Origin of the sequence: Rhizobium sp. TH135 (assembly GCF_002855515.1) — a bacterium.
Taxonomy (GTDB): domain Bacteria; phylum Pseudomonadota; class Alphaproteobacteria; order Rhizobiales; family Rhizobiaceae; genus Allorhizobium.
In genome coordinates this window covers 170,554-195,657 of sequence record NZ_PKRP01000003.1, presented here as the reverse complement: position 1 = coordinate 195,657, position 25,104 = coordinate 170,554, and the positions used below count along the sequence as shown (strand labels likewise).

Here is a 25,104-nt window from a genome sequence, read left to right as displayed (position 1 = left end):
CCTTGAATACCAATCTGCTCCGCTCCGTCGTCTACATCGCCGCTCTCTGCGGGCTTTATTTGTCCACCGCGATGCTCATCCCGGCTATGGTCAGCCTCTATTATGGCGACGACGCCTGGTCGGCCTTCACGATTTCGGCTGCGATGATTGGCGGCCTGTCGCTGACGGCCGCGATGGCGACGCGCGGCGCACCGCCCGCCTTCACCAAGCGCATGGGCTTCCTTCTGGTCAACGTGCTCTGGGCCGTCTTTTCGGTGGTCGGCGCGATCCCGCTCTATCTTTCCGATCTCGGGCTGACCTTTGCCCAGTCGCTGTTCGAGGCCATTTCCGGCATCACCACGACAGGCTCCACGGTCATCTCCAACCTGCATCAAGTGTCGCCAGGCATTCTGATGTGGCGCGCTTTGCTCGCCTGGCTCGGCGGTATCGGGATCGTCGCGCTCGGCCTCTTCGTGCTGCCGTTCCTGCGCGTCGGCGGCGTCTCCTTCTTCAAGATGGAATCGTCTGACATCGCCGACAAGCCGTTTGCCCGGATCGCCACCTTCACCCGCGCCTTCATTGCCGTCTATCTGGGCATCACACTTGCCTGCATCGTCGCCTATGATGTGACGGCCATGGGCCATTTCGATGCGATCGTGCACGCCTTCACCACCGTTGCGACCGCGGGTTTCGGCAACTACGACAATTCCTTCGCCGCCTTCGACAGCCTGACGCTGCTCTGGGTTTCCACCTTCTTCATGACGCTGTGCAGCCTGCCCTTCTCGATCCTGATCGTGCTTCTGGTGCGCGGCCGCCTGGATGCCCTCAGGGACCCGCAGATCTTCATCTTCCTCGGCTATCTCATCGCCTTCGCGATTGCCGGCGGGCTCTACAATCACCTGCGCAACGGCGTAGATCTACCCATCGCGCTCACCCATTCCTTCTTCAACTTCGCCTCGATCCTGTCGACGACGGGTTATGCGAGCGAGGACTACACACTCTGGGGACCGTTTGCGGTCGCAGCCGCCTTCTTCGCCACCTTCATGGGCGGCTGCTCCGGCTCGACCGCGGGCGGCATCAAGGCCTATCGATTCGTCATCCTGTTCAACATCATCGTGACCGGCCTGAAGAAGCTCATCTATCCCAACGCCGTCTATTCCGTGCGCTATGGCAGCCAGACGGTCGATGCCGATGCGCAGCGCGCCGTCTTCCTGTTCTTCAGCGCCTATGTCTTCATCTGGGCGATCGGCTCGATGGCGATGGGGCTCGCCGGCTATGAATTTGCGACAGCGACCTCCTCGGTCATCACCGCTCTTTCCAATGTCGGCCCTGGCATTGGCCCGCTGATCGGACCGGTCGGCAATTTCGCCATGATGAATGACCCGGAACTCTACATCCTGTCGCTCGCCATGCTGCTTGGACGTCTCGAGGTCCTGACCGTGATCGTGCTCTTGGTGCCGATGTTCTGGCGGTCCTAACCCTCCGCCCTTCGTGATGCAGGTTTCCCGCGCCGCCGCTTGACGCGCCCTGTCGCTTCTTCCCACACTCCCGTCATCAAACACGGGAGAATCACGTGACGCTGAAACACACCGGACCGTCCCGTCACTTCGCCGCTGCCCTGCTCGGATCCCTCCTGATTGCGGCACCGGCCATGTCAGGACCGCTTCTCGATGCCGCGATCGAGGCGGAAAAGCTGGCCGCACAGAACGATGCGCGCGGTGCCTTCGAGGCGATACGCTCGGGGCTCGCCGCCTTCTCCCAGTCGCTGCCGCTCACTGTCCCCCGGGCGATCTTCGTCACAGAGGTGCCCAAGGCCTACCGCGCCTACACTCCGAAGGCAGAACCCGTCTTCCTCTCTGGCGAGAAGCTGATCACCTATGTCGAAGTCACCGGCCTCAAATGGCAACCGGCCGGCGGCAGCCAGCGCCAGTCGCATTTCACCGTCGATCTGGAACTCACCGATGACGAGGGCAAGACGCTGGCGCTACAGAAGGAATTCGGCAATTTCACCTTCACCGCCCATTCGGATGCGGTCGAGGTCTACACCCACCTCACCCTCGATGTGGCGGGTGCCAAGCCCGGCGGCTATGTGCTGCGCTACACGGTCAACGACGTGATCGCCGAGCGCTCGACACCGTTCGAGCTGCCCTTCACGCTGAAAGACAAGAGCTGAACGCCGCAGTCGGGCGTTCAGCCGGTCCGGTCAGTTGGCCATGGTCGAGCGATGCGCCCAGCCGGTCATGCGCTTCTCGATCCAAGCCATCAGCGCGTACATGGCGATGCCCTCGATCGCGAGCATCATCAGGCCTGCAAAGACCAGCGGCACGTTGAACTGGCTCTGGGCCGAACTCATCATGTTGCCGAGGCCGTAATTCGACGCGACCGTCTCCGAGACCACCGAGCCGACAAAGGCGAGCGTGATCGCGATCTTCAGCGAGCCGAAGAAATAGGGCATCGAGCGGGGAATGCCGACCTTCAGCATGATGTCCATCTTGCGGGCACCCAGCGCCCGCAGCACGTCCTCGGTCTCCGGCTCGATCGTGGCGAGGCCCGTTGCGACATTGACGACGATCGGGAAGAAGGAAATCAGGAAAGCCGTCAGCACCGCAGGCACCGTGCCGATGCCGAACCAGATGACGAGAATCGGCACCAGTGCCACCTTGGGGATGGCATTGAAGCCGATCATCAGGGGGTAGAGCCCGGCATAGATGGTCTTCGACCAGCCGATGAAGAGACCCAGCCCCAGCCCCGCCACGACTGCGATCAGAAAGCCTAGTGTCGTCGTGTAGAGCGTCTGCAGCGAATTCTTCCAGATCGGCGACCAGTATTGCACGATCGCCTCGAAGACCCTTGTCGGCGCCGGCAGCAGGGTCTGCGGCAGGGCAAAGACGATGACCGAGAGTTCCCAGATGACGAAGAGGCCGAGCGTGTAGAGAAAGGGAGCCGCCCGGACCCAGTTGATCCGCTGCGAAAGCGGCTTGGTCGCGGGTTTTGTGACCGTGGTTTCCATCGTCATGGTCATGCCACCACCCTCGCCTTTGCGATCTCGCCATGCAGGACATGCACCATGTCGTTGAAGGCATTGTCATAGGTCAGTTCGATGTCGCGCGGTCGCGCAAATGGCACGGTATGCTCCTTCACCACCTTGCCCGGACGCGCGCTCATCACGAAAATCCGGTCGGCGAGGAACACCGCCTCGCGCAGGTCGTGCGTCACGAGCACAATGGTCACGCCCTGGGCTGCATGCAGGTCGCGGATGACGCACCACAACTCTTCGCGAGTGAAGGCATCGAGCGCGCCGAAGGGCTCGTCGAGCATCAGAAGTTCCGGCTCATGGATGAGGGCGCGGCAGAGATTGGCGCGCTGCTGCATGCCGCCCGAAAGCTGCCAGGGGAATTTCGAGCCCACCCCTTTGAGGCCGACGATCTCCAGCAGGTTTTCCGCCTTCTCGACGTATTCCTTTTTATTCGCCCGCAGCCGATGACGATGCCGCTCGACGATCTCAAGTGGCAGGAGGATGTTTTCGAGCGTGGTGCGCCAGGGCAGCATGGTCGGATTCTGGAAGGCCATGCCGACGATCGAGACGGGCTTGGTCACCTGCTGGCCGGCGACGATCACGACACCCGATTGGGGGATATGCAGCCCCGTCACCAGCTTCATCAGGGTCGACTTGCCGCAACCCGACGGCCCGACCACGGCTGAAAACTCGCCCTTGTCGACTCGCATGGTGAGGCCGGACACGGCCAGCGTGCCGTCGGCGCCGCCATAGCGCATGTCGACATTGTCGATGGAAACGAGGTGAGACATGGGGGCTCCGGTCAAAATGGGATTTCCCAACCTCCCCTTGAGGGGGAGGTCGCTGCGAAGCAGCGGGTGGGGTGATCTCGCCAAGGGTCACCCCACCCCAAACCTGCGGTTCGACCCTCCCCCTCAAGGGGAGGGTGAGACCATTAAGGCAACATCCGCTCTTCCTTGGCCGGCAGGAAGCTTGCGTCGAAGACCTGCTCGGCCTTGACATTGCCCTTCAGCCCCATCGACACCTTCAGCGTCTCGATCGAGGCTGATAGACGCGCCATGTCGACGGTGCCCATGCCGTTTTCGACCACGTAAGGCGTCTTGATGTTCATGGCATTGGCCATATCAAGGCGCTCCTTCTCGATCTCGGGATTGAGCGTCTCGTTGCGCTTCAAGACGGCGGCGACACCCTCTTCCGGATTGGCGACAGCGTCGGCAAAGCCCTTGGCGAGTGCCTTGAGGAAGCCCTTGACGGCCTCGGGGTTTTCGGCGGCAAAGTCTGAGTTCACCAGCACGCTGTTGCCGTAGAGGTTCAAGCCATTGTCAGCCATCAGGATGGTCGAGATATCGTCGGCGGCAATACCTTGCGCCTTAAGGTTCAGGATCACCGAGAAGGCGAAGCCGAAGACCGCATCGACGTCGCCCTTGGCGAGCATCGGCTCGCGCACAGGAAAGCCGATCGATTCGATGGTGATCTTGCTGTCATCGATGCCGGCGGCCTGCTTGAAGGCCGGCCACTGGGCAAAGGCGCCATCCGGCGGCGGCGCGCCGAGCTTCTTGCCTTCCAGCGACTTCGGATCTTCGGTGACGCCCAGCGACTTGCGGCCGACGACCGAGAAGGTCGGCTTTTCATAGACCATCATCACGGCCTTGACCTTCTGGGTCGGATCCTCGTCAAGGAACTTGATGACGGAATTGATGTCGCCAAAACCCATCTGATAGGCGCCGGTCGCCACCCGCGGGATCGCCTCGACCGAGCCATTGCCCGAATCGATCGTCACATCCAGGCCTTCGGCCTTGAAATACCCATTGTCGAGCGCCAGCAGGAAGCCGGCGGCCGGGCCCTCGAACTTCCAGTCGAGCGTAAACTTAATGGCGGTCTCGGCATGCGCCTGGCTCACCGGCAGCGTGACGCCGGCCATCAGGCCGGCAGCGAGAACGGCCGCCGAAAAAAGACGTCTAGTGATCATGGATTTAGCTCCCCTTGTTTTTGATGAAGGCCATCAAAGCAGGAATCGAGGAGGCCGCAAAGCGGAAAATGCTCAAACTTTCGTCAATCAAGGATCTGCACAAATTTGGCGCATCTCAGCAATATCTGAAGCGGCGAGCAATGGTCGCCCCAGCCGAAGACGCTCCGGCTTTTCCTCCTCCTGTGCACGAGGCAAGGCCAGAGCCATTTGCGTCTTGTAATTGTATCCGTTTTCGAGATTCTGTCCGCCGATGCCGTCTGTTCGTTTTTGAAAGTCTTTTATGTTTGGCTATTTGACCGGTCTGCCTGCCTTTCTTTCTTACTTCGTCAGCGGCCTCGGATGTTATGCAGCATTTGCCGTGATTTACACGCGCATGACACCGCAGAAGGAATATCAACTGATCAGAGAGGGCAATCTTGCCGCCGTCGTGGCCTTCCTGGGCGCGCTGCTTGGCTTCAGCTTTCCCCTTGCGTCCGCCGCCGCCCATTCGGTGAGCCTTGTCGATTTCCTGATCTGGGCCGTGATCGGCATCGCGATCCAGGTCCTGGCATTCTACATCGCGAATTTCACGATGAAGGATCTGCACGGCAAAATCTCCGAAGGCAACGTCGCGGCTGGTCTGTGGGGTGGCGGGATCGCCGTCGCGATCGGCATGCTGAACGCTGCCTGCATGACCTATTGAGGTTCGGCTATGCCCAGACGTCTGATCGGGGATCACCCTTACCTCGCCTTCGGCACCATCGCGGCCACTGCCTTTCTGCTTCACACCTGCAGCAAGGATCAGGCTCTCGTGTTTACCTCTGCCGACCAGTGCCTGACCTCCGACATGGATCCGAGAGTGTGCAGGGCAGCGGCCGAGGATGCCAAGCAGGACCGCCTCCTAGCCGCGCCACGTTATCGGAACATGGCGGCATGCGAGATGAATTACGGTCCGCGCAATTGCCTGGAGCATGCCGGAAACACGGTGCCGTACAATCCGGATGGCAAGCCGGTGTTCATCCCGAAAATGGCAGGCTTTGTCCTCTCGTCCGGGATCAGGAACCTCGACGACTACCACGCGTTCCGGCGGAAAAAAGAGGAGGAGGAAGGCTCTTCCTCGAGCGGATCGACGGTTTACCGGAACACATTGGGACAGACGGTGACACCCGTTGCAGAGAAGCGCGGGGGAGAAAAAGGGACCGCAGCTCAGGGAGCAAACGACCCGAAGCAATTCAATGCAAAGACGCAAGCGGCAAGCAGAGGCGGTTTTGGCGTCCGCCTCTTCTCGGGCGGGTGAGATGAAGCGCTTGTGCATGCCCGCGCGCCCGGATTGGCGTGAGAAAGCCAATGCCGTTGGGTTTGGTTTTCATGAGATGTATGGCGAGCCCTATTGGGTCGACGATGCCGCCTATTGCTTCGAACTCGCAGAAATCGAGGACCAGATCGAGGGGCCCAGCCAGGAACTGCACGCGATGTGCCTCGATCTGGTCGCAGAGGTCGTCAGAAGCGAGCAGGCCCTCGATCGACTGGCAATTCCCCGCGCATTTCACGATGTTGTCCGCAGATCCTGGGAGCGGGCGGACCGCCATCTCTATGGCCGCTTTGACCTTGCCTATGACGGGAATGGTCCGGCGAAGCTGCTGGAATACAATGCCGACACACCGACTTCCGTGTTCGAGACGGCCTATTTTCAGTTCAACTGGCTGACGGACCAGATTGCCGCGGGCAATCTTGCGCCGGACACGGACCAATTCAATTCCGTGCAGGAGTCTCTGATCGAGGCTTTCGCCCAGTTCTCGCGCGACAGAATCTTCCATTTCGCCGCGATAACCGACAGTTCCGAAGATCAGGGCACAGCCGCCTATCTGATGGATTGCGCCATTCAGGCCGGCCACCGCGCCCAGTTTCTCGATATTCGCGACATCGGTGTCGACGATCAGGGACGCTATACGGACCTCCAAAATCGGGTCATTGACCGCTGCTTCAAGCTCTATCCCTGGGAGTTCATGTTTCAGGAAACCTACGCAGCTCAGCTCACCGATCATAGTGGCGTCTTCGTCGAGCCGGCATGGAAGAGCATCCTGTCGAACAAGGGGCTGCTGCCACTGCTCTGGCAGCGCTATCCGGGCCACCCCAATCTGCTTCCGAGCTTTTTTGCCGACGATCCTGCGGCAGCCGACCTCCAAGACTATGTCGTGAAGCCTCTGTTGTCGCGCGAGGGCGAAAATGTCCGGCTGGTTCGCGCCGACCAGGAGATTTTGTCGACACCAGGGGACTATGGCGCTGAGGGTTCTGTGGTACAGGCCTATGCACCGCTGTTCCAGAGCGACGCCGGCTATGCCGTTCTGGGGAGCTGGATCATCGGGGATAGGGCGTGCGGGCTTGGCATCCGGGAAGACAGGTCGCAGATTACGGCAAACCTCTCGCGTTACGTTCCGCATATCATCCGGGGATGACGGGTCACAGATTGGTCCAAACCTCTCCTCGGAAAGAGTGAACAGAAAATCGATATTCCAACCGACCGAACAGATTGGGAACTTATGGCAACCGGACTTCTTGCACTCCTCGACGACGTTATAGCCATCGCCAAGCTGGCCGCCACCTCACTGGATGATGTTGCCGCGCAAACCGCGAAAGCAGGAACGAAAGCCGCCGGCGTGGTGATCGACGATGCGGCCGTCACACCGACCTATGTGGTTGGCCTCGCTCCGGCGCGCGAACTGCCCATCATCGGCAAGATCGCGCTGGGATCGCTGCGCAACAAGCTCCTGTTCCTGCTCCCCGCGGCACTGATTCTCGGCTATTTCGCGCCGTGGTCCATCACACCGCTGCTCATGCTGGGCGGTCTGTATCTTTGCTACGAAGGGGCAGAGAAGCTTTACGAGGTCGTGATGCCGCATGGCGCCCATGATCATGAGGCGGCGGTTTCTGGCACTCTGGACCCCGTTGCCCTGGAAGACCAGAAAGTGTCCGGTGCGATCCGGACCGACTTCATCCTCTCGGCCGAGATCATGGCGCTGACACTCGCCAGCGTCGCCTTATCCAACATCTATACGCAGGCTGCAGTTTTGGCTTCCGTCGGCATCCTCATCACCATCCTGGTCTACGGTGTGGTCGCCTTGATCGTGAAGGCAGATGATGCAGGTCTCGCACTTGCCGGATCCTCGCATGGCTTCCTCAAACCCATCGGTCGTGGTCTCGTGGCTGGCGTTCCTTACCTGCTCAAGGGCCTGGCGATGGTCGGAACCGCTGCCATGCTCTGGGTTGGAGGCAGCATTCTGGTCCACGGGATCGCCGAGTTCGGCCTGCACGGCCCCGAACATCTGATCGAGGCCGTGGCCACCCGTGTCGCCAGCACCTCCAGTTCCCTGGCGGGCGTTTTGCATTGGCTCGCAACATCCGCCGCACAGGCAGTCCTCGGCATCCTCGCTGGAGCCGTGACAATCCTGGTGGTCCAGATTGCGGCCCCCCTGATCCGCCGCCTGCGCGCAAAAGCTTGATGGCCACGCCCTGCGAAACCTGGCCCTCGCCTGATATCGTCTGGACAATGACAAATCGCGGGGGCCGGGACTGCAGCCATTTTTGGCGGAGAGTCTCATCCAGGATTGCGGCTTGGGATTGGATTCATGGTGCGGACGGCGGGGGACCGGATGGAGCCGCCTGACACACTGATATCATTGAGCTATTTCGAACGCCCTGACGGCTCTTTGTAACGCCTTTTGTAGCGGAGGGCAACGGAGGTCAGGGTAACGGGCTTTATGCTATGGTCGGTCAACACGAGGCACAGTCCTCGATTCGTTTCTGATCTGCGAGACTTGCGGTACCCTTATGATCGATATCGGCAAACTCGATGATGAGACTGTATGCTTTACCCTAGTTGGACTTTACCTCCATCACTGGGCTGAGGTTGAGCAGGCAGTCAACGAAGCGATCGGCAATGCCTTGGACCTCGACTACATGCAGATGGTGGCAACCACCGCCAACATCAGCTTTGTGAACAAGGTGAACATACTCCAGTCAGCGATCGCCCTAGCTACTTTCAATGAGAAGCAGCAGAAGAAGTACCATACGGTCTTGGATGGCTTGATGCCCCCATATGGCGAGCGGTGCATGGTAGCGCATAGCCAGTTTGGCCCAATGCCCCATCAAAGGGGCGTGACTTTTTTCAAAAACGGCGTCAAAAAGAAGGTGAGTTTGCAGGAGGTCTATTGGAACGAAGACGCCTGCATTTCCCGCATTGAGGCACTCGTAGACAAGACAGAAGAGGTCAACGGCTTGTCACTCGAGTTGGAAAGACGCAAGGCGGCATTTTCCAGCAGTCTTGCGCGGCTATTTGTTGGTCCACCTCAGCCATATGGCGCGAAGCGGGCACTGGTAGAGGACGATTCCGAACCATCCCCATAGAAAAACAAACTGCCTGCGAAACGTGGCATAAATCCACTCAGGCTATTCCCATCTGTACACTCCGCTCATAACGGACAAGCGCGTTGTTGAAGTTCTCAACCATGTCATCAGGCAGGTCAAAGACCGCCCGCCAGTCCAAAATGCGAGGGTTTTCCTTAGTACCGCCGTGATCTGTTCCGATCAGAGCGACCATTTCGTCTAGCTTAGTCGGCAACTCGACAAGTTGCGCGAGATTGCTGCCTACCACATCGATCAGGGTCCATCGCAACTCCTCCCCTTCCTCGGGAAGCAGTGTGAACCGAAGAACTTCCTCATGATTGACAAACTCTCCTAGGGCCGCACCGATCAACATACAGACGTGGTGTATCTCCTCAGCATCTCCAGCCTCTCCCGGCTTACCAAATGCTTCGGTAAGACGTTCGAACAGGCGTGGAAGTGGCCCTACCAAATTGGACATCACCTGGGTTCGCTCTTGTATCCACCGGATAAACTCACCCGATTGAACAAGTGGGTATGGTCTGTAGTAGTCCCCTGCAACGAGATCATTGAAACGCCGCAGATGTGGTGTGGTGAATTGCCTCAACAATTCCGCCGCTAGGCGCCACTCCCATCCGGCCGCTTTATCGATCGCTATCCGCTGGATGATAGGTGAATACGCACTAAGAAAGTGGAACGAGGCCTTTTCGACCTCATGTCGAATGCGATCCCCTCGCGTACCTAGCTCAAGAAGCACACGCTCCTCATGCTCTTTTCGCCACGCAAAAAGCAATTCAGAAGGAAACCGAACTGCGTCACGATCAACAAGACCGTGGCAGTTGCGACAGAGCCAAATACCATTGGTGATCTCTGCGCGTGTAGCATCTGACATTGTGGGGTCGTACCGAAGCGACCCGGGCTTGGCACCAAAGATATGAGCGGCTTCGCCAATGGTAGTCGCTTTATCATCTGACGAGTTTGGACCAACAGTGTTGATGCCACAATCAGGATTTGAGCAGAGATATCGGGCGCGACGGGCAAGGACCTCAGCGGTCTGTCGGGAGAATTCTGGTATCGCCACGCTGTCTATTCCCTCTCTGTTCCGTCCTAAGAATAGACCGAATTTGTCTGGGCCGCACACAACATTCGGCTGTATCAAATAGAACGCCAAGCAAGGTTTTGACAGTTCGAAAACACATTATCGTTCCCCAATAAACGGAGGCGAGATTATTCCGCTCTAAGCGCCCTGAAAACGCTCGATCTGCTAATCTCTAAATCCACAACTATTTGATCGATCGTCTTGCCCTCAGCCTTCATCCTCCTCACTTCATCGGCTTTTCGCTGCGCGGTTGGTGCCCTGCCCTTGTACTTGCCTTCCTCCCTCGCCTTCGCGATCCCCTCCCTCTGACGCTCAAGCATGATGTCCCGTTCAAACTCCGCAATGGAGCCGAGGAGGTTCATCATCAGCTTGCCTGTCGGTGTGGAGGTGTCGATCCCGAGGGTCAGGATCTTTAGCGTTACGCCCTTGGTCTGAAGCGTATCCCTGATCCTGACTAGATCGGGCATCGAACGGGCAAGGCGGTCCAGCTTGGTGACGATGAACACGTCACCCTCGCGGGCATACTCCATGGCCCGCTCCAGTTCTGGCCGGTTCTTATCCACCGAGGAAACCTGTTCCTGAAACACCTTCTCACAGCCTGCATCTTCAAGATCGCGAAGCTGGGCAGCAAGGCCATAGGTCTGATCGAGGGTCGAGGTGCGGGCATAGCCGATGATGGTAGAGGGCATGGGTGAAGCTCCGAAGGTGCCATATGACTCTAAGATTTTGTGGCACCATCAGTTCCAAAAGTCAATGACCATTCATGTGACACTATTCCCGAGCCCAGACCGAGGGAGTCACTAGGGCGTGGTCTATTGGCACTGGTGTGCCTTCTGGGGTGCTGCAGCGCCTCTTAGCGGTGCGACTTCGATCAAGTACCAGCTGCCGATATTCAGGGTCACTGTGGTAACGCCTCTTGTTCGCCTCACGGCTGACCTCCAACCTCTTGGCTCGAAAGTCAGGGTCTGTCCTGTAACGCTCCTTGATGCGCTCCAGCTTCCGCTTCTGCTTCGCCTGATATGCTGCCTGCCTCTTCTCCAGCTTCGCCTGACGCGCTGCTTCGTCGTCCGACCGCTGAGGGATCTTCTGGAGCTGGTGCTGCTGACCATAATGATCATGGGCTCTTGCCTCGTAGTCGTCACCCCAGCGGAGATCGATCAGAATGTTGCTTTCGTCCATGGTGTCCTTTCTAAGACGCGACGAGCAAGCACCAGCCCCTAGAGGGGGGGGGGCATCGCTATGGCTCTCTATATGATTGGGGGAAAGAATTTTTGCGGCAAAACATCGTGACCCCTCGTCAGGCTCGACCTCGAAGAAGGCAATAGAGGGAACCCGATAAGGGGTCACGAAGGGTAACCGGCAAGGGTGGCAAGAGGTGCCGGTCAGGGGGCGGGGTGTACAAGATGTACACCTCTAGAAATGTACACCCTTGGCTTCAGAAGTCGGCTTCTTCCTCGTCGTCGGTGAAGCCATCCAGATCGCCTTCAGAAAGCAGCCGTATGATGTCCTCGACCCTGCCCGGGCAAAGCTTCTCAATGGTAGCCGCCATGATCTCCGTGTTCTTGAAAAACTGGGGGCCAACGGCTCGTTGTATTCTGTCAGCGTATTCCTTCGCCTTCTGCTCCACGACATCCTCCCAATCTAAATCCATCTTCCATGTTCGGCCCTTGGCCAACGACAGAGCCGCATTCCAAGCCGAAGGCAGCGTTTGATCCGCCTTCAGCAACTCCTTCCTCACCTTCCGCATGTTGCCGATGGTGCTGGTAGGAAGTCCCGTAAGCTTGCTCTCCTGTTGTTTGGAGTAGATCCCAAGGCAGACCAGCATCCATGCGTGGTTGCTCCTCTGTGCCGATGTGAGGGGAAGCTTGATGTCGAGGTGAGAACCAGTGGCGAAAGCTAGTGCGTCTTGAGGTGTGCCTTCAAACCAACTGACAGGGATCGTCACCGGCTTCCCGGTCCGCCTCCGATACAGCTTGTAGGCCTTCACGCGATGATGGCCATCAAGGAGGATGATCGAGCCACCGCATCTCCAAACAGAGATGGGTCTCAGATCGTCCCCAGTGGTCAGGGTGTAGTGCAGGCTCTCAACGTGTCTGTTATCGATCTCCCCCGCTCCCCGTGCCTGAAACAGGGCTTCGATGTGGAGCAGGTCATTAGGATTGATCCTGTCTGGCTTGGCGGGATCGTCGCGCCCCGTAGCTTTCACCTCTCCCAACACCTTCAGTATGTCGGCAGGATCTCGCCACGGCAAATCAGCCGGTAATGTTCCGAAACCCTCCAATGAGGGCGCATTGTGTTCCTCGGTCGTCATCGTTGTTTCCATTGATTGTCATGATGTTCGTTTTGTTGTTGTCGTCTCCACCACCGACCAAAAAGAAACCCCGCAGTCGCAGGACCACGGGGCTAAGCTGACAATGGAAACGTGAGCGGGACAGAGGCCAACTCTCGGGTGTCGAGTGGTCACATAGACCGGCCTTCTCTCTCCCTATGTGAGGGGCATTCGTGCCTCTTCCCTATAGGGGTGGCAATCGGCCCTTGCCCTCAGGCTGCACTGCCTTTCCTGTCGAAACACCAGTGTCGGACCCCGCCATTCTTCCCCTCGAACCGCTCATGTCTCGACCAAAAGGCCTCGAACGAGTTCGTGCTGACATAGGCCCAGTGAGTCCCGGCGACCTCGACCAACAGCTTCAAACCCAAAACATCGATATTCCAGCGCATGACTTCTCCTTCGGGCTTTGTGCCCGTTGCAAATAAGGCCCACAGAGGGGCGTGATGTCCTTCGAAGGTCAGGCGAAGAAGAAATGAAAATCAGAGTTATGTCAACAAAAACATGTATTTAACCCACGCGTGGGACAGTTGCAGTCGTGGGTGGATCAGCTGCTGACGCTGCGGCAAATGGAAATCGTCAAGGCTTAGCCAGTCCGCTATCTACCCCAAGCCCAATGCAACGCTTTCAGACTGACAACAGCGACAGCCGCCAGCAGGAGTGTGGCCACCACCCCCAAGATCGAAGCTATTAAGACCGAGATCGGGTAGAAGGCTTTCTTGAAAGGAACGAACCTCATCGCTCCGCTCCTTACGTCCCGGATCTCCTTCATTGAAACGTAGAAGTCATCCGTTGCACAACCAAACTTGCGAACGTTGATGTTGCCAAAGTCGTTCTGATTTGGCGTGAGGATGTCATCTGCCAGACGGGCCGCGCATTCATAGCCCAACTGAGAGGTGACGGTCCGCCTCACGTCTTCCTGATAGTCTGAGAAGTCGTCCCACGCTTGTTTTCCACCAGCGAGCAGCCCAACGAGCAAACTAAACCGCGCTCCGCGCAGCAGCCATTTGCGGCCCCATTGGTTCTTAGGTCCGTCGTTGCCCACACTCATGCTCATAGCCGTGCCCCATGAACTTCGTCCCATCACGGCTCACAGACAAGCGCATATCGAGACGGGCCGCAACGGGACGACGCTGACCTTCTCCTCAACGATCACGCACATGCCATCGTTGCGGATAGACGGGAGGACTTCACGGGTGACCCAGTCTCAGAACTTGCGGGCCCGGTTTGCCGGAGCGCATGAGCAGCTTGTAGAGGCCACCCTCGGAGATAAGCTTCATAGGAAGGCCGCGTTGACCCTTTACCTGATGAAGGGTCACCTCATCAGAAGAGAGCGGTCTGACTGCGTTGCTCACGTTCTGGATTTCAAGGACGCGGCAGACATCAGCCGCAACGAACCACGGATTGCCACAGCCAAGCGCACGGCTCTATCCGCTTGCACTCGCTTCGTCAGGATCAAGGTAGAGTTCCTCAACCGGCTCGCTGTCCTGTGCCTCCGCTTCTTCTGTCAGGTCGTAGCGGGGGAACTTCGTTAGTTCCTTGGCCATATCGTCCAACGTTGGGATTTCGTAGATGTCTCCAACCTCGTCCGTCTCATGGCCACAGTAGGCGAACCTGAACCGCCGTTCTATCCCGGCCCTTGCGGCGATCCGCTTGAACGTATGACGCCAAGCGTGGTTTGGGGAAATGTCAGGATCGGTCACACCAACATCCTGACGGACCCATTCCCCAAGCTTCTGGCGAACAATGACATGAGGGGCACGAACCGGCTTCAAGGGGTCCGTGCTTTCTCTCCGTTTTTCATTGGGATCATAGAACAATGGTCCCTGTCCCTTCCCCCGAACGAAGTCCAGAAAGCCCTGCTCGATCAGATGTTCATGGATCGGAACCTTGCGCCACGACGAACCCTTGACTGAACCGTCATCCGGGGTGATTTCGATGATCCAGTGACCATCCTCCCGATAAACGCTTGATCCATGCAGTTGGGTCATTTCTCCGGGGCGGGAGCCGGTATAAGCGCATAGCCAAGGAACCCAGCGGCGGGCGGCTGCCTTGTCAGCCTTAACCCTCGTGAGGTTGGGGTCGAGGGTTGCCCGTAGTATTGCCTTCCATTCATCCGCCCTGAACGCCCGTTCCCGCCTTTTCATCTTCTTTCCAGCGGCAACGCGAACACCACTAAAAGGGTTCTTGTCCAGTTTCTTGTTTGTAACCAGCCAGTTGAATACAGTTACCACAGACCTGATCCAAACCTCGTTGACCACGCGGGCGCTACGATCCTCGGTCAGCAGCGTGTCCTTCCATGCCACGGCGTCATCGGCAGTGATAAGGGCAACGTCGCGTTTGTCGAAATGGTCATTGAGGTTCATGAACACGCTACGCCAACGTGTCACGGTAGCTGGTGCTGGGTTTCGTTCCTTTACCCAAGCGCTAAAGGCTTGCCAACTGTCCTGACCAGCCAGCTTCTTTTTCCTAGCGCCAACCTCAAAGCTGACTGAATTACCGAACCGTGATAGCCGTTCATCAGGGGAGTAGTCACCTCCCGCCCGTCTGCGAAGGAGGGCTAGAGCAGCGACAAGGTCAGTCTTCACTGCCGACAGGAACGCATCCATCGCGGTCGGTGAAAGGCGTGTCTGCTTCTCCGCAAGGAAGCTTGCGACCTCCCCAATCTCCAGCACCCGGGCATGAACGCGGCGCTTCACCATGGGGATGCTGTCAATGTCCTCAATGTCTTCGGTCCCAGCAATGCCGTCATAGGCGGACATCAGACGCTCATGGAAACTTTCCCATGTCTCGGGACTGCCCGGGTCTTCTTCTCGGCTTGAGGTGAACCAAGAGTACCACTCACCACAAAGGGCGCTTATCTGGCGTGGAGTGAGGTCAAGGACAGCGCCCGAGTTCACGGCCCTTAATTTCTCAATCCGCTGGGCAATAGTGGCGTCCCAATCCCGCAACTCGGCTTTGGCGGCATTCGCGCTCATGGCTGCGGGGCGTCTGAACCGTTCCTCTTGGGAAACGCCATAGGCTGATTTGTATTCTTCCCGAATGTCCTTGGGGATAGCCTTCCTAGCGAACCAATCCCCGTTCGGTGCTCTGCTAAGTGTCGTCATCGAAACCATGCTTTGTAGCGCCCTTTGTAGCGATGGGCGTCTGAAAAGCTCTGATATCAATCAACAATCTGAAACTACAAGGGTTTTCTTTGTAGTGGTGCGGACGGCGGGGATCGAACCCGCATGACCAAGGCCGAGAGATTTTAAGTCTCTTGCGTCTACCAGTTTCGCCACGTCCGCGTGCGGGCGTTTTCGATCAGTTCGGCGGATGCGTCAAGGGCGGCGGCAGGTGTGGGCGGCCTGCGGCGTGTCTTCGATCACTCAGCTGGCGAGTGCGTCCAGGAATTCCACGCCCATTTCGCGTTCGCTTCGCCATTTGACGGCGCAGTCATGGATTGTGCCGTCGTCGAAGCGGAGGCGGAACTGGGGAGGAATGTCGGCGGTCGATTCGAAGGTCACTTTTGCGCCAACGGGCGAAATGTTGCGAATCATGCAGTCGAAGGTGGAGTGGCCGCCGGGCAGAATGGCACGGCCGGCCTTCAAGGCCCTGAGACGGGGCTGGCGACGACGTTCGGGCTGGGTCACTGCTGGCTGGTTCATGGCATGTATCCGGTTATGCTTTACAACCAGCAGCATGCATCACAACGCTGAAGAGACCGTTTTGCAAACCGGTCGCATTTTAACGATTGCCCCGCGACAGAAGCGCGCGCAAGAAAAAAGGCGGAGCATGAAGCCCCGCCTTTCTGGATTGTCGTCTGTGCAGAACTCAGGCGAGCTTGGCAGCCAGCTTTGCGACATGGGCGCCCTGGTAGCGGGCACCTTCGAGTTCGATCTCGGAGGGCTGGCGCGAACCGTCGCCGGCCGTGATCGTCGAGGCGCCGTAGGGCGAGTTGCCCATGACTTCGCTCACACCCATCTGACCCTGGAAGGCGTAAGGCAGGCCGGCATAGAGCATGCCGTGATGCAGGAAGGTCGGAATGAAGCCCATGATCGTGGTTTCCTGGCCGCCATGCTGGGTGGCGGTCGAGGTGAACATCGAGCCGAGCTTGCCGGTCAGCTTGCCCTGCGCCCAGAGGCCACCGGTCTGATCCCAGAAATTGCGCATCTGCGAGGCGACCGTGCCGTAACGGGTGCCGGCGCCAACGATGATGGCGTCATACTGGTCGAGTTCGGACGGGTCGGCGATCGGGGCCTGCTGGTCCATCTTGTAGTAGGAAGCCTTGGCCACGTCGTCCGGCACCAGTTCGGGAACGCGCTTGACGGTGACGTCGGCGCCAGCCGACTTTGCGCCTTCGGCAACGGCGTAAGCCATCGTCTCGATGTGACCGTAAGCGGAATAGTAGAGAACCAGTACCTTGGCCATGTCGTATCTCCCTTTGAACATGCGGACCCGCCGCGCTGAATGGATGAGCCAGATGTAGCGCATTCCACGGTTGCGACCAGTCATGCCCTCGGGAACGCACTGTTCAATCAAACACCGCCTTTACTTCTCTTCTCAGACACAAAACGGTAACCTCTAAGCCTTCAACCGCCTGCCCCATCCCATAGGACCTCATCCATGACCTCCACGATCAAGACCGCCGCGATGCTCGCCATCGGCGACGAACTCCTGTCCGGCCGCACCAAGGACAAGAATATCGGCCATCTCGCCGATCTCCTGACAGTCGCCGGCATCGATCTGAAAGAGGTGCGCATCGTCTCAGACGAGGAGGATGCGATCGTCGAGGCGCTGAATGCGCTTCGCGCCAAATACACTTACGTCTTCACCTCGGGCGGCATCGGCCCGACGCATGACGACATCACGGCGGATGCCGTGTCCAAGGCTTTCGGCGTCCCCTGCCTGCATGATCCCGCCGCCATGAAGCTGCTCGGCGACATGTATGCGGGACGCGGGCTGGAATTCACCGAGGCGCGCCAGCGCATGGCGCGCATGCCGGAAGGCAGCCGCCATATCCCGAACCCGGTCTCGACGGCGCCGGGCTTCATCATCGGCAATGTGCATGTGATGGCGGGCGTGCCGCAGGTCTTCCAGGCGATGATGGCGCATGTGATCGACACATTGCCGGCCGGCCAGCGGGTTTTGTCCCGCTCCATCCCCTGCCCCTTCGGCGAGGGCGATATCGGAACCGCGCTCGGCGCCATCCAGAAGGCGCATCCGGAGACCTCGATCGGCTCCTATCCGCATTTTGACGGCATTCGCTTCTCCACCGAACTGATCGTCAGGGCGCGCGACCAGGCAGTGGTCGATGCGGCAGCGGCCGATGTCGAGGCGATGATCGAGGCCTTGCGTTCGGGGAAGGATGCGGCTGCCAAGCGCGATCTCGGCACCGGCGAGGTCGCCTAAGCTGTCAGGCCCCTCCCGACTTGACCGAGGTCAAGGCGGAACAACGTAACGGAACCCATAGTTATCTCATGCGGACAATACATAAGGGCCGCGAAGGGAGACGACCATGGGTTACCGGACACTTCTTTCCATATTGGACACCCCGAAGACCACGCGCCAGGTGACGGATTTCACCGTCGCCATCGCCAACCAGTTCCAGTCGCATGTGATCGGCGCGCATGCGGAAGCCGTCGCCATGGTGCCGCTCGTCGCACCGATGGAGATCCCGGACCCTGCGACCGTGCAGGCGCTGCAGGATATGGCGCATCAGGAAACCGAAAGCGTCGAGAAGATCTTTCGCGAGATCGGCACCCGCGAGGGGCTCTCGCATGAATGGCGCAGCTTCGTCACGTCCTCAGGCTTCAACTCGACCTCGCTGATCGACAGCGCCCGCAGCGTCGATCTGGTCATCGCCGCCCAGGGCGAAACCGGAATGCTGTCCGAGACGCGCTCGGAACTCGAGAGCTTCCTGTTCGAAAGCGGACGCCCGGTGCTGCTGATCCCGCATATCCTGAAAGAGCCGAAGCCGATCCGCCGGGTGCTCGTCGCCTGGAACGGCTCGCGGGAGGCGGCCCGCGCCACCTTCGACGCACTTCCGTTCCTGAAAGCCGCCGAAGTGGTCGAGATCTTCACGGTCGATGCCTCCGACACCGCCACCCAGACAGGCTCGATGGCCGGCGCCGAGATCGCCGCGTCGCTTGCCCGCCACGGAATCAATGTCACGCTCACCGCGTCGGAAAAGACCGGCCTTGCACCGGCCCTGGCGATCGAGAACCGCCTGTCGGACAGTTCCATCGACCTCCTGGTCATGGGTGCCTATGGCAACAAGCGCTGGTGGGAAATGCTGTTTGGCGGCGTTACCCGCACTCTGCTCGATTCGATGACGGCGCTGACGCTTCTGTCGCGCTGATCTGGGCAGAGATAAGGGCGCCAAGCAGGATGGAACACGGGCCTTGCCAGAGGCTTCGGATTCCCGCTAATAGCAACGGCCAAAGACTGGAGCCCCTCGGGGACGAGCTTCGCGCGGTACCTGCCGCGCGAAACGCGTTTCAGGACCGCGCATTTGGCGGCCCGCCCAAGGATCCGGTCCATGGCGCCGCAATCCGGCGCGGACGATATCATCCAGCCAGCGGAGCCCTCTTTCCATGTCTCTTCCCGATAAAGCCTTCCCCGTCTCCTGGGACCAGTTCCACCGCGATGCCCGTGCGCTTGCCTGGCGCCTTGCCGGCCTCGGCCAGGAATTCCGCGCCATCGTCTGCATCACCCGTGGCGGTCTGGTGCCGGCGGCGATCATCTCGCGCGAACTCAACATCCGCCTGATCGAGACGGTCTGCGTCGCCTCCTATCATGACTATGTCAACCAGGGCGAAATGAACCTCCTGAAGGGCATTACCGCCGAGCTGATGGTGAATGGCGGCGAAGGCGTGCTCGTGGTCGACGATCTGACCGATACCGGCAAGACCGCTCTTGAAGTCCGCCAGATGATGCCGAAGGCGCATTTCGCTTGCGTCTACGCCAAGCCGAAGGGCGTTCCGACCATCGACACATTCGTCACCGAAGTCTCCCAGGACACCTGGATCTACTTCCCCTGGGACATGGGCTTCACCTATCAGGAGCCGATCGCCAAGGGCTCGAAGGGCTGACAGCTCTCCTCCTTTATCACCCCAAAAGCCCGCGCATCGCCGCGGGCTTTTTTGTGCCTGCATTTCTCTCGGGTGTGACGCCACGGCTGAAAGACGGAACAAAACCGGCGCTCGGTCGTCTGGCTTAGGTATCCCATCCCTCCAGATCGAGATCGCCATGGCCATCCATTCTCCGCCCGCAGCCGGAAACGCCTATCCGTTTTCAGCACTTTTCGCCCCCTTCCCCTTCGTCTGCTTCACCCTGACGCTGATCACCGACATCCTCTATTGGCGGACGTCGCATCTGATGTGGAGCAACTTCTCCGACTGGCTGCTGTTCTTCGGCCTGATCTTCGGCGCGCTCGCCGTGCTTGCCGGGCTCATCGATCTGGCCCGACCGGCCACCCGTGCGCTTCGTCCGCGCTGGCCGGCTTCGCTTGCCTTCATCGGCATTCTGGTTCTCGCCATCCTCAACAGCTTCATCCATGCCGGTGACGGCTGGACCGCCATCGTGCCCTACGGCCTCATCGCCTCGACCGTCACCGTGATTGCCATGATTGCTTGCGTCTACCTCACGGCAGACCAGCGCGCGGCCGATGCCTGGAGAACACCATGAACCGCCATACCCTGCGCCATGCAGCGCTCGCGTCCACAGCCGTCCTCATCATCGCACTGACAGGCTGCAGCGACGACAATGACAATTTCGACATCACCAGCCAGATCGGCCCCGATCCGGTTCTTCCGGAACCGAGCCAATCGCTGGTGCCGGATCTCAAGGTCGCGCCGGTCGTCGGCTGGGGTGACAACGAGACGCCTGATGTCATCGAGGGCTTCACGATCACGGCCTATGCCAATGATCTCGCCAATCCGCGCACCGTGCACACGCTGCCGAATGGCGACGTGCTGGTCGTGCAGAGCAAGGCACCACCCGGCAAGCCGGTCGAGCGGCCGAAGGACGTCATCCGCGGCTTCATCATGTCGATCGCCTCGGGTGGCGGTGGCGGCGGCAAACCGACCAATCTCATCACCCTCCTGCGCGACACAGACCGCGACGGCACGGTCGATGAGCGCCACGACATCCTGAAGGATCTCAACTCGCCCTTCGGCCTCGCCTTCGTTGACGACACGCTCTATGTCGCGGCCGCCGACGCCGTGCTCGCCTATGATTACCAGCTCGGCCAGAACGAGATCACCACGCCGCCGCAGGTGCTCACACCCCTGCCCGGTGGCCCGATCAACCACCACTGGACGAAGGATCTGGCGCTCAGCCCGGATGGTCGTTTCCTCTACGCCTCGGTCGGCTCCAACTCCAATGCCGGCGAACGCGGGCTGGAAGCCGAAAAGGGTCGCGCCGCCATCTGGCAGATCGACCGGGAAACCGGCGCCTCGCGTGTTTACGCATCGGGCCTGCGCAACCCGAATGGCCTTGCCTTCAACCCGGAAAGCGGTGCGCTGTGGACCGTCGTCAACGAGCGCGACGAACTGGGTCCCAACCTCGTTCCCGACTACATGACCTCGGTCCAGGATCGCGGCTTCTACGGTTGGCCTTGGTCTTACTATGGCCAGCATGTCGATCCGCGCCTGCATCCGCCGCGGCCTGACATGGTCGAACAGGCCATCAAGCCTGACTATGCGCTCTCGAGCCACGTCGCGGCTCTGGGCCTCGCCTTCTCCATGGGCACAGCCATGCCTCAGGACTTTGCCAACGGTGCCTTTGTCGGCAATCGCGGCAGCTGGAACCGCGATCAGTTCAACGGCTACAAGGTGCTTTACGTGCCCTTCGAAAATGGCCGACCGACGGGTGAACCACGCGATGTGGTCACGGGCTTCCTGAACGCCGAAGAAGAGGCCCGCGGTCGCCCTGTCGGCGTCGGCTTTGATGGCACAGGCGCGCTTCTGATCGCCGACGACGCCGGCAATACGGTCTGGCGTGTGGCCGCCGAAGGGGCAACCGCCCTCGCCGCGCCGCTCGGCACCGACCAGATGCCGGCGGGTTCTCCGGTGGCCGCGGAACAGGCCGCAGCCGGCGATGCCGTTGAAGGCACAGCGCCCGCCACGGGTGCTACTCCGCCTGCCCCAGCGCCGTCTACCACAGCGCCGGCCGAAGATCCGGCTGTCGCGCCGACACCGGACGCACCCGCTAATACCGGTGACGGAACGCTTGCTCCGCCGACGCCGCCCCAGACGGATGTCCCGGCAACCGCCCCGGAAGGTGCGGTTCAGGATGCCCGCCCGCCGGCACCGGCACAGCCCTAATCGGTTGATCGGCAACTGTTGAAACGACAAGGCCCTCCGGATCACTCCGGAGGGCCTTGCTTTTGCGTCGTGTAGATACGGACGCTCCAGCCTCAGGCTGGCAGGCGGCGATCATAGTCGTCCTTCAAGGCCAGCCAGCCATCCCAGAAGGGCTCTGCCTTCGTGCTGTTCAGCTTGGCTGAGAGTATGTCTAGATGCATGTGCCAGCCAGCGCCGACCATCAGCAAATTGGCGCGGTCCGAAATCCGCCTGTGCGTCACCGTCAGCAACACCTCGGCGCCTTCAGCCTTGAGATCGAAGGCCACCTCGCCGCTCTCGCCCCAGGTGAAGACGAGACGCTTGTCCTGCTGCACTTCGAGAACGCGGCTCTTCATCCGCATTTCCTCGCCAAAACCATCCGGCCTGTGGCCGGGCGGGTCGGTGAGTTCATCATTGCGCCAGACCAGTTCGAAGGCAGCGCCCGCCTTTTCTTCCATGGCGCCGGCCGCCAGCCATTTGCGACGCATCTCGCCATCGGTGAGATAGCGCCAGATCCGCGAGGCGGGGCCGGGCAAGAGGCGCTCGATCACCAGCGTCGCCGGCTCGCTCAGCCGGCCATAGGGGTTGATGCCAAGTCTTTCCGTCATCGTCATTCTCCATCGGTTTGCTCTCGGGTGAATGCGGCATCCTCCGCACGGAGGAGCCGTTCGAGGACATCCAGCCGGCCGGCCCAGAAGTGCTCGTAGTCGCTCAGCCACTGGTGAGCGCCGGCAAGAGGCCCCGGTTCCAGACGGCAGAGATGGGTGCGCCCCTTGACCTCACGGCGGATCAGGCCGGCCGTCTCCAGCACCTTGATGTGCTTGGAGGCCGCGGCCAGCGACATCGCGAATGGCTCCGCCAATTCGCCGACGCTGAGTTCGCCCTTGGACAGGGCCGCCAGCATGCGGCGACGGGTCTGGTCGCCCAGCGCGTGAAAGATCGTATCGAGGGGGTGTTCTGATAATTCAACCATGTGGTTGAACATGCGCCTGCAATGGACCATTGTCAACCATATGGTTGAACAATTCCAAGCCTCGCGGATATCGCTCTCAGATGAGGATCAGTCCGCCGAGGACCAGCACCAGAAATAGGCCGCCGATGACAAGCGACCAGGCAGAGAGCACGACGCCGGGTTTGGCCCCGCCGTCGGATCGTGAGGCATAATCGGTGTCATCGCGTGGCTCCCCGCCATCCTGTCCTGGTTCCAGCGCCATCGGATGCTCCAATTTGATTGCCTTTGCGGCTAACCCCTGGCTTCAGCTGTCGGTTCCGCTGGGCATGCAAAGAAGGCCCGGCCTGGCGTGATCAATGTGGGCGCCACGGAACCCCCCCCCTTTCTTCTCCGTTCTCTTCGGACATAAGGAGAGGGCTTCCATGAACACGCGGTCGAAATTTCACTTGCTTGCACGGGCGGGCTACAGCGCACGCGGCATCGTCTTCCTGCTGATTGCGGCACTGGCCCTGTTTTCCAGCTTTGCCGGCGGCAGGCCGGATACACAGTCGGCGCTATCAGCAATCCTGCAGCAGCCTTTCGGGCGGATCTGGATTGGCCTGATCGGGCTCGGACTTGCCGGCTTCGTTGTCTGGCGGCTCGCCCAGTCGCTCGCCAACGCCGATGGCCAGGATGATGACCTCAAGGGCTATGCGATCCGCGCGGCGCTCTTCGGCAGTGCCATCACCTATGCGGGCCTTGCTGTCACCAGCCTGATGATGGCCCTGCAGATGTCGGGTGGTGGCGGGTCCGGTGGCGAAGAGGGGCTGGCCGCCTGGGTCATGGCCCAGCCCTTCGGCCGATATCTCGCCGGTATCATCGGCATCGGCTTCGTCATCGGCGGCGTGGTCACTGCCATGAAGGGGATCAAACGCCGGTTCGGTCGATATCTGGACCTTGATGCGGAGAAGAACTCGCCGGCCGTGCTCATCTCCATCTACGGCCTTGTTGCACGCGGAGCGGTCTTCGCCATCGTCGGCGTCTTCTTCGTCTATGCCGGCTTCACCGTCGACCCGGAGCAGGCAGGCGGCATGGCCGATGCCTTGGCCTGGGTGCAGAGCCTTCCGTTCGGCAGCGTCATCTATGCCGTGGTCGCAGTGGGTCTCGCCGCCTTCGGCATTTATAACTTCGTCGAGGCGCGCTATCGGCGCATCGAGGTGCCTGATGTCGCTGGCATCCGCCGTCAGCTACCGCTCGGTCGCTTCAACTAAAGGCCATGGAAGACCCGTCGATGCCGTCCCTCGCTGTCACACCAGCTTCTCGGACGGCACGACGGTCACGCCAGGTGCCGCCGAGATGGCAGCATCGAGCATGGCGCGGGCGATGGCCTCCGGCCGGTTCGCCTGCATGGATGAAGGCAGGACCGGCTTCAAAACCGAAAGCACTTTGCCTGCCCATTGCTCCATGGGCCGTGGCTCAGGACGCGGACCGTCTATCAGGCCGGGACGAACCAGCACGGTGCGCTCGAAACCGAGTGCCAGGATATCCCGCTCCGTCTCGCCCTTCACCCGGCTGTAGAAGAAGAGCGACTTGATGTCGGCCCCCTTGGCCGAGTTGAGCACAAAGCACCTGGCTCCATGAACTTTTGCCAGCTTGGCAATCTCGACCGGATAGTCGTGGTCGACGCGGTGGAAGCGCTCGCGCGATCCGGCGGACTTGAGCGTGGTGCCGAGCGCGCAGATCACCGCATCCGCGGTCCAGATCGACGGATCCTGCGGAAGCTTGTCGAAGTCCAGAATGGGTGCGGACAATCCCGGTCGGGACGGCAGAGGCTTGCGGGCCGGAGCGGTCACCGCGGTCACCCGCGGGTCGGCGAGCGCCAGTTCCAGCACATGACTGCCGACAAGCCCGGTAGCGCCCAACAACAACAGATGCATGATCCCGTCTTCCTTCATGTAAACAGCCGGCTCGGATCGGCCGGCCCCTGCCCGAGCTTGGGTCACGACCTCAATGCCCGGTCACACTGCCTGTTCCATCATACAAACGCAAAAGGCGCCGCATCGCTGCGGCGCCTTGTGTTGTGACCGGTAATCCGGAGC

Annotated in this window: 28 protein-coding genes and 1 tRNA gene; 13 read left to right on the top strand and 16 right to left on the bottom strand. The window is 60.0% G+C overall.

All coding sequences use genetic code 11. The features are described from left to right. Nucleotides 1-2: 2 nt before the first annotated feature. Both C0V73_RS09850 and C0V73_RS09845 read left to right on the top strand, forming a co-directional pair. Nucleotides 3-1,457, top strand: coding sequence for a TrkH family potassium uptake protein (locus C0V73_RS09850; RefSeq protein WP_102019829.1), 1,455 nt, complete (start codon nucleotides 3-5; stop codon nucleotides 1,455-1,457). A 95-nt stretch (nucleotides 1,458-1,552) separates the two neighbouring features. Then, nucleotides 1,553-2,152: a hypothetical protein gene (locus tag C0V73_RS09845; RefSeq protein ID WP_102019828.1), complete on the top strand. Its 600-nt coding sequence runs from the start codon at nucleotides 1,553-1,555 to the stop codon at nucleotides 2,150-2,152. A gap of 30 nt (nucleotides 2,153-2,182) precedes the next feature. Here the strand turns inward: C0V73_RS09845 and C0V73_RS09840 are convergent, their stop codons facing one another. The 3 genes from C0V73_RS09840 to C0V73_RS09830 form a co-directional block, all read right to left on the bottom strand. Continuing rightward, nucleotides 2,183-3,001 carry an ABC transporter permease gene (locus C0V73_RS09840; protein WP_102019827.1) on the bottom strand — a complete coding sequence of 273 codons (819 nt, stop codon included), beginning with the start codon at nucleotides 2,999-3,001 and terminating at the stop codon, nucleotides 2,183-2,185. Continuing rightward, nucleotides 2,998-3,786: an ABC transporter ATP-binding protein gene (locus C0V73_RS09835; protein WP_172450121.1), complete on the bottom strand. Its 789-nt coding sequence runs from the start codon at nucleotides 3,784-3,786 to the stop codon at nucleotides 2,998-3,000. The genes C0V73_RS09840 and C0V73_RS09835 overlap by 4 nt, the downstream gene beginning before the upstream one ends. Nucleotides 3,787-3,929: 143 nt before the next feature. Next, nucleotides 3,930-4,964: an ABC transporter substrate-binding protein gene (locus C0V73_RS09830; protein WP_102019826.1), complete on the bottom strand. Its 1,035-nt coding sequence runs from the start codon at nucleotides 4,962-4,964 to the stop codon at nucleotides 3,930-3,932. Between the two features lie 280 nt (nucleotides 4,965-5,244). Between C0V73_RS09830 and C0V73_RS09825 the strand changes: the two genes are divergently transcribed. The 5 genes from C0V73_RS09825 to C0V73_RS09805 all read left to right on the top strand — a co-directional run bounded on the left by C0V73_RS09825 (nucleotide 5,245) and on the right by C0V73_RS09805 (nucleotide 9,347). Further along, entirely contained in the window at nucleotides 5,245-5,646 is a 402-nt protein-coding gene (locus C0V73_RS09825; protein WP_102019825.1) for a DUF350 domain-containing protein, read from the top strand. Nucleotides 5,647-5,754: 108 nt separating this feature from the next. Next, on the top strand, nucleotides 5,755-6,240 hold the full coding sequence (locus C0V73_RS09820) for a DUF1190 domain-containing protein (RefSeq protein ID WP_210200160.1): 486 nt from the start codon (nucleotides 5,755-5,757) through the stop codon (nucleotides 6,238-6,240). Nucleotide 6,241: 1 nt separating this feature from the next. Continuing rightward, on the top strand, nucleotides 6,242-7,399 hold the full coding sequence (locus tag C0V73_RS09815; protein WP_102019823.1) for a glutathionylspermidine synthase family protein: 1,158 nt from the start codon (nucleotides 6,242-6,244) through the stop codon (nucleotides 7,397-7,399). An 84-nt stretch (nucleotides 7,400-7,483) separates the two neighbouring features. Then, the gene (locus C0V73_RS09810; RefSeq protein ID WP_102019822.1) at nucleotides 7,484-8,443 is read left to right on the top strand and encodes a DUF808 domain-containing protein; all 960 of its coding nucleotides are present in this window, start codon (nucleotides 7,484-7,486) and stop codon (nucleotides 8,441-8,443) included. Between the two features lie 328 nt (nucleotides 8,444-8,771). Then, nucleotides 8,772-9,347: a hypothetical protein gene (locus C0V73_RS09805; protein ID WP_102019821.1), complete on the top strand. Its 576-nt coding sequence runs from the start codon at nucleotides 8,772-8,774 to the stop codon at nucleotides 9,345-9,347. A gap of 37 nt (nucleotides 9,348-9,384) precedes the next feature. Here C0V73_RS09805 and C0V73_RS09800 read toward each other — a convergent pair whose 3' ends face one another. The 9 genes from C0V73_RS09800 to wrbA all read right to left on the bottom strand — a co-directional run bounded on the left by C0V73_RS09800 (nucleotide 9,385) and on the right by wrbA (nucleotide 17,158). Further along, nucleotides 9,385-10,404, bottom strand: a complete 1,020-nt coding sequence (locus C0V73_RS09800; protein WP_143708328.1) for a hypothetical protein — start codon at nucleotides 10,402-10,404, stop codon at nucleotides 9,385-9,387. A 146-nt stretch (nucleotides 10,405-10,550) separates the two neighbouring features. Beyond that, the gene (locus tag C0V73_RS09795; RefSeq protein WP_102019819.1) at nucleotides 10,551-11,111 is read right to left on the bottom strand and encodes a recombinase family protein; all 561 of its coding nucleotides are present in this window, start codon (nucleotides 11,109-11,111) and stop codon (nucleotides 10,551-10,553) included. A 746-nt stretch (nucleotides 11,112-11,857) separates the two neighbouring features. Continuing rightward, nucleotides 11,858-12,733 (bottom strand): hypothetical protein, encoded by an 876-nt coding sequence (locus tag C0V73_RS09785; RefSeq protein WP_102019817.1) that lies wholly within the window; start codon nucleotides 12,731-12,733, stop codon nucleotides 11,858-11,860. A gap of 613 nt (nucleotides 12,734-13,346) precedes the next feature. Continuing rightward, nucleotides 13,347-13,805 carry a hypothetical protein gene (locus C0V73_RS09780; RefSeq protein ID WP_102019816.1) on the bottom strand — a complete coding sequence of 153 codons (459 nt, stop codon included), beginning with the start codon at nucleotides 13,803-13,805 and terminating at the stop codon, nucleotides 13,347-13,349. Between the two features lie 133 nt (nucleotides 13,806-13,938). Then, the gene (locus tag C0V73_RS23255) at nucleotides 13,939-14,103 is read right to left on the bottom strand and encodes a hypothetical protein (RefSeq protein ID WP_245407934.1); all 165 of its coding nucleotides are present in this window, start codon (nucleotides 14,101-14,103) and stop codon (nucleotides 13,939-13,941) included. Between the two features lie 72 nt (nucleotides 14,104-14,175). Beyond that, nucleotides 14,176-15,855 carry a hypothetical protein gene (locus C0V73_RS09770; protein WP_143708327.1) on the bottom strand — a complete coding sequence of 560 codons (1,680 nt, stop codon included), beginning with the start codon at nucleotides 15,853-15,855 and terminating at the stop codon, nucleotides 14,176-14,178. 95 nt (nucleotides 15,856-15,950) lie between these two features. Beyond that, nucleotides 15,951-16,035 (bottom strand) — tRNA-Leu (locus C0V73_RS09765). A gap of 81 nt (nucleotides 16,036-16,116) precedes the next feature. Next, nucleotides 16,117-16,395, bottom strand: coding sequence for a PilZ domain-containing protein (locus C0V73_RS09760; protein WP_245407933.1), 279 nt, complete (start codon nucleotides 16,393-16,395; stop codon nucleotides 16,117-16,119). A gap of 166 nt (nucleotides 16,396-16,561) precedes the next feature. After that, nucleotides 16,562-17,158, bottom strand: a complete 597-nt coding sequence (wrbA, locus tag C0V73_RS09755) for an NAD(P)H:quinone oxidoreductase (protein ID WP_102020337.1) — start codon at nucleotides 17,156-17,158, stop codon at nucleotides 16,562-16,564. Nucleotides 17,159-17,353: 195 nt separating this feature from the next. Here wrbA and C0V73_RS09750 point away from each other — a divergent pair, with 195 nt between their 5' ends. The 5 genes from C0V73_RS09750 (at nucleotide 17,354) to C0V73_RS09730 (ending at nucleotide 22,056) form a co-directional block, all read left to right on the top strand. Then, nucleotides 17,354-18,139, top strand: coding sequence for a competence/damage-inducible protein A (locus C0V73_RS09750; protein ID WP_102019813.1), 786 nt, complete (start codon nucleotides 17,354-17,356; stop codon nucleotides 18,137-18,139). A gap of 106 nt (nucleotides 18,140-18,245) precedes the next feature. Continuing rightward, on the top strand, nucleotides 18,246-19,088 hold the full coding sequence (locus C0V73_RS09745; RefSeq protein WP_102019812.1) for a universal stress protein: 843 nt from the start codon (nucleotides 18,246-18,248) through the stop codon (nucleotides 19,086-19,088). 235 nt (nucleotides 19,089-19,323) lie between these two features. Further along, a complete protein-coding gene (gene gpt / locus C0V73_RS09740) occupies nucleotides 19,324-19,821 on the top strand; it encodes a xanthine phosphoribosyltransferase (RefSeq protein ID WP_006728625.1) in 498 nt (165 codons plus the stop codon). 157 nt (nucleotides 19,822-19,978) lie between these two features. Beyond that, a complete protein-coding gene (locus C0V73_RS09735) occupies nucleotides 19,979-20,416 on the top strand; it encodes a DUF2231 domain-containing protein (RefSeq protein WP_102019811.1) in 438 nt (145 codons plus the stop codon). Beyond that, nucleotides 20,413-22,056 carry a sorbosone dehydrogenase family protein gene (locus tag C0V73_RS09730; protein WP_102019810.1) on the top strand — a complete coding sequence of 548 codons (1,644 nt, stop codon included), beginning with the start codon at nucleotides 20,413-20,415 and terminating at the stop codon, nucleotides 22,054-22,056. Before C0V73_RS09735 ends, C0V73_RS09730 begins: the two co-directional genes overlap by 4 nt. Nucleotides 22,057-22,148: 92 nt before the next feature. On the opposite strand, the gene C0V73_RS09725 is transcribed toward C0V73_RS09730, so the two are convergent. From C0V73_RS09725 to C0V73_RS23075, 3 genes are all read right to left on the bottom strand, one after another. Beyond that, nucleotides 22,149-22,682, bottom strand: coding sequence for an SRPBCC family protein (locus C0V73_RS09725; protein WP_172450119.1), 534 nt, complete (start codon nucleotides 22,680-22,682; stop codon nucleotides 22,149-22,151). Nucleotides 22,683-22,684: 2 nt separating this feature from the next. Continuing rightward, a complete protein-coding gene (locus C0V73_RS09720; protein ID WP_102020336.1) occupies nucleotides 22,685-23,047 on the bottom strand; it encodes a metalloregulator ArsR/SmtB family transcription factor in 363 nt (120 codons plus the stop codon). A 76-nt stretch (nucleotides 23,048-23,123) separates the two neighbouring features. Beyond that, nucleotides 23,124-23,288, bottom strand: a complete 165-nt coding sequence (locus C0V73_RS23075) for a hypothetical protein (RefSeq protein WP_172450117.1) — start codon at nucleotides 23,286-23,288, stop codon at nucleotides 23,124-23,126. Between the two features lie 160 nt (nucleotides 23,289-23,448). Between C0V73_RS23075 and C0V73_RS09715 the strand changes: the two genes are divergently transcribed. Beyond that, a complete protein-coding gene (locus C0V73_RS09715; protein ID WP_102019808.1) occupies nucleotides 23,449-24,276 on the top strand; it encodes a DUF1206 domain-containing protein in 828 nt (275 codons plus the stop codon). A 36-nt stretch (nucleotides 24,277-24,312) separates the two neighbouring features. Here C0V73_RS09715 and C0V73_RS09710 read toward each other — a convergent pair whose 3' ends face one another. Beyond that, nucleotides 24,313-24,942: an NAD(P)H-binding protein gene (locus tag C0V73_RS09710; protein ID WP_102020335.1), complete on the bottom strand. Its 630-nt coding sequence runs from the start codon at nucleotides 24,940-24,942 to the stop codon at nucleotides 24,313-24,315. Nucleotides 24,943-25,104 lie beyond the last annotated feature (162 nt).

What these genes read in the sequence shown, in the direction of transcription:
- wrbA (WP_102020337.1), bottom strand. Translation starts at nt 17,158, where the DNA reads ATGGCCAAGGTACTGGTTCTCTACTATTCCGCTTACGGTCACATCGAG.
- C0V73_RS09725 (WP_172450119.1), bottom strand. Translation starts at nt 22,682, where the DNA reads ATGACGGAAAGACTTGGCATCAACCCCTATGGCCGGCTGAGCGAGCCG.
- C0V73_RS09730 (WP_102019810.1), top strand. Translation starts at nt 20,413, where the DNA reads ATGAACCGCCATACCCTGCGCCATGCAGCGCTCGCGTCCACAGCCGTC.
- C0V73_RS09815 (WP_102019823.1), top strand. Translation starts at nt 6,242, where the DNA reads ATGAAGCGCTTGTGCATGCCCGCGCGCCCGGATTGGCGTGAGAAAGCC.
- C0V73_RS09745 (WP_102019812.1), top strand. Translation starts at nt 18,246, where the DNA reads ATGGGTTACCGGACACTTCTTTCCATATTGGACACCCCGAAGACCACG.
- C0V73_RS09835 (WP_172450121.1), bottom strand. Translation starts at nt 3,786, where the DNA reads ATGTCTCACCTCGTTTCCATCGACAATGTCGACATGCGCTATGGCGGC.
- C0V73_RS09810 (WP_102019822.1), top strand. Translation starts at nt 7,484, where the DNA reads ATGGCAACCGGACTTCTTGCACTCCTCGACGACGTTATAGCCATCGCC.
- C0V73_RS09840 (WP_102019827.1), bottom strand. Translation starts at nt 3,001, where the DNA reads ATGACCATGACGATGGAAACCACGGTCACAAAACCCGCGACCAAGCCG.
- C0V73_RS09805 (WP_102019821.1), top strand. Translation starts at nt 8,772, where the DNA reads ATGATCGATATCGGCAAACTCGATGATGAGACTGTATGCTTTACCCTA.
- C0V73_RS09750 (WP_102019813.1), top strand. Translation starts at nt 17,354, where the DNA reads ATGACCTCCACGATCAAGACCGCCGCGATGCTCGCCATCGGCGACGAA.
- C0V73_RS09770 (WP_143708327.1), bottom strand. Translation starts at nt 15,855, where the DNA reads ATGACGACACTTAGCAGAGCACCGAACGGGGATTGGTTCGCTAGGAAG.
- C0V73_RS09710 (WP_102020335.1), bottom strand. Translation starts at nt 24,942, where the DNA reads ATGCATCTGTTGTTGTTGGGCGCTACCGGGCTTGTCGGCAGTCATGTG.
- C0V73_RS09830 (WP_102019826.1), bottom strand. Translation starts at nt 4,964, where the DNA reads ATGATCACTAGACGTCTTTTTTCGGCGGCCGTTCTCGCTGCCGGCCTG.
- C0V73_RS09760 (WP_245407933.1), bottom strand. Translation starts at nt 16,395, where the DNA reads ATGAACCAGCCAGCAGTGACCCAGCCCGAACGTCGTCGCCAGCCCCGT.
- C0V73_RS09715 (WP_102019808.1), top strand. Translation starts at nt 23,449, where the DNA reads ATGAACACGCGGTCGAAATTTCACTTGCTTGCACGGGCGGGCTACAGC.
- C0V73_RS09795 (WP_102019819.1), bottom strand. Translation starts at nt 11,111, where the DNA reads ATGCCCTCTACCATCATCGGCTATGCCCGCACCTCGACCCTCGATCAG.
- gpt (WP_006728625.1), top strand. Translation starts at nt 19,324, where the DNA reads ATGTCTCTTCCCGATAAAGCCTTCCCCGTCTCCTGGGACCAGTTCCAC.
- C0V73_RS23075 (WP_172450117.1), bottom strand. Translation starts at nt 23,288, where the DNA reads ATGGCGCTGGAACCAGGACAGGATGGCGGGGAGCCACGCGATGACACC.
- C0V73_RS09735 (WP_102019811.1), top strand. Translation starts at nt 19,979, where the DNA reads ATGGCCATCCATTCTCCGCCCGCAGCCGGAAACGCCTATCCGTTTTCA.
- C0V73_RS09825 (WP_102019825.1), top strand. Translation starts at nt 5,245, where the DNA reads ATGTTTGGCTATTTGACCGGTCTGCCTGCCTTTCTTTCTTACTTCGTC.
- C0V73_RS09780 (WP_102019816.1), bottom strand. Translation starts at nt 13,805, where the DNA reads ATGAGCATGAGTGTGGGCAACGACGGACCTAAGAACCAATGGGGCCGC.
- C0V73_RS09785 (WP_102019817.1), bottom strand. Translation starts at nt 12,733, where the DNA reads ATGACGACCGAGGAACACAATGCGCCCTCATTGGAGGGTTTCGGAACA.
- C0V73_RS09720 (WP_102020336.1), bottom strand. Translation starts at nt 23,047, where the DNA reads ATGGTTGAATTATCAGAACACCCCCTCGATACGATCTTTCACGCGCTG.